This is a genomic window from Paracoccus chinensis, assembly GCF_900102885.1.
Lineage (GTDB): Bacteria > Pseudomonadota > Alphaproteobacteria > Rhodobacterales > Rhodobacteraceae > Paracoccus > Paracoccus chinensis.
This window is the reverse complement of sequence record NZ_FNGE01000059.1, coordinates 1-2,310: the sequence shown is the minus strand read 5'-3', so window position 1 is coordinate 2,310 and position 2,310 is coordinate 1. Positions and strand designations below refer to the sequence as shown.

Below are 2,310 nucleotides of genomic sequence, written 5' to 3'. Positions count from 1 at the left end.
CGTTACGACAGATGCCCGAAGGTGTTCCTGTCCGCTATCGCACTCGCCGCAACCATCATCTTCTGGCTATGAAACTTAACGAGTCCTGACCCTAAGCAATACGATACTTTGGAAAACCTTCTGCGCGACTTCATTGCCCAGAAGCCTCAAACCATTACCAGCCCGCGCGAACTGGCAGAGCGCATGGCAGGCAAAGCCAACCTAATCAAGGATGTGCTGCGAAAGACGCTGGCAGACGATAAGACGTTTCAAACTGAACTTTCATCCCAGTATCAGGCTTTCAAGGAAAATCTGATTCACGACATCACCCCTGAAGATTTCGCGGACATTTACGCCGAAACCATAGCCTACGGCATGTTTGCGGCCCGCCTGCACGACTCTACCAAGGACACCTTCAGCCGTCAGGAAGCGCTGGAGCTGCTTCCTAAGTCCAACCCCTTCCTTCGCGACCTGTTCCGCTATGTGGCGGGCTATGACCTGGACGAACGGATTGCCTGGATCATCGACGACTTGGCCCGCGTGTTCCAAGCCTGCGACATGGCGAAGATCATGGAAGGCTTTGGAAAACTGACGGGGCAGGATGACCCCTTCCTGCATTTCTACGAAACCTTCCTCGCCGCCTATAACCCGGCCAAGCGCAAGGCGCGCGGCGTTTGGTATACCCCGGAACCTGTAGTCAACTTCATCGTGCGCGCGGTCGATGAGGTGCTGCAAACCGAGTTCGGCCTATCGGATGGCTTGGCTGACACGTCCAAGGTCACAATCGACTGGGACACTGGCCAGACCGGCAAAAAAGGCAAGGCCATTACCATCAAGAAAGAGGTTCATCGCGTTCAAATCCTCGACCCCGCCACCGGCACCGGCACCTTCCTGGCCGAGGTCATCAAGCAGATCGCGCCCAGGATTCAGGGGGTCGCGCCTGGCATGTGGTCGCAATACATCGAGCAGGACCTCATCCCTCGCCTGCACGGGTTCGAGCTGCTGATGGCCTCCTACGCCATGTGCCACATGAAGCTCGACATGATCCTGACCGAGATGGGCTACAAGCCCACGGGCAGCCCGCCCCGTCTGTCGGTCTACCTCACCAACAGCCTCGAAGAGGGCGAGCCAGCCAACCAGACCCTGCCTTTCAGCCGATGGCTCAGCCGTGAGGCGAAAGGCGCCAACACCATCAAGCGCGACATGCCCATTATGTGCGTGATCGGGAATCCGCCCTATTTAGGCGAAGGTGGCGTATCCGAAGGGTGGATTGGCACCCTGATGGACGACTACAAGAAGGAACCGGGCGGCAAGACCAGGCTCAAAGAGCGCAACGCGAAATGGTTGAATGATCTTTATGTCAAGTTCATCCGCCTATCCTCGCATCTGATTGAGAAGAACGGCGAAGGCGTTCTAGGCTTCATCACTAACCACGGCTATTTGGGCAATCCGACCTTCCGGGGGATGCGCTGGCATCTTCTGAACACCTTTGACCGTATCTGGGTGCTGGACCTTCACGGTAACTCGAAAAAAAAAGAGGTCACGCCCGAAGGCAAACCTGACAAGAACGTCTTTGATATCCAGCAGGGCGTATCGATCATCATTGCGGTGAAAAAGAAGGGCGGCAGAAGGGGGCTGGCCAAGGTTATGCATGGCGATCTTTGGGGCGATCGGCCTAGAAAATATAAAGCCCTCGCGCAAGAAGGTTTTTCGCTTTGCTCAGAGCATCTTACCCCCACCGAACCGTGGTTCATGTTCAAACCATACAACGAACCCATTGCTGGAGTTTATGAAGAAGGGTTTTCAATTCCTACCTTCTTTCCAATTGGCGGGACTGGAGTTGTCACGAAGCGCGACAGACTGACCATTCACGATACGAAACATGGCGTTTTGCAGGCTGTTAATGATATGATTGCCCTACCCGAAGGTGCGGTCAGAAAGAAATACTCTTTGCCCGAAGATGTTCGCGATTGGCGCTATCAATGGGCCTTGTCAGACCTTAAAGATCATATCGACACTTATTCTATCCAGCCAATCGCTTACCGGCCTTTTGACAACCGCTTCATTTTCTACTCTGGTCGCTCACGCGGCTTCGTTGGTTGGCCTGTTGAAAAGGTAATGGGGAACTTTGTACGAGGAGAAAATTTTGGGCTAGCAACCGCCAGAAGCAACAAGAACCCCATCCCGGACCACTTCTTTGTCGTGGATAGGATGATGGAAACAAAATGCGCCGAGAGTAGCACTCAATCTGCATTATTCCCCCTCTACCTCTACCCCAACGACCAAGACCTCGAAAAAACGCGCCGGGTAAACTTCGATCCCAAGCTCTAC

General features: G+C 54.1%; 1 protein-coding gene. It reads left to right on the top strand.

Features of this window, described 5'->3' with window-relative positions; translation table 11 throughout:
* Positions 1-108: 108 nt before the first annotated feature.
* Positions 109-2,310 (top strand): type ISP restriction/modification enzyme (locus tag BLQ03_RS17560; protein WP_245689003.1); only part of this gene is annotated, 2,202 nt, incomplete at its 3' end.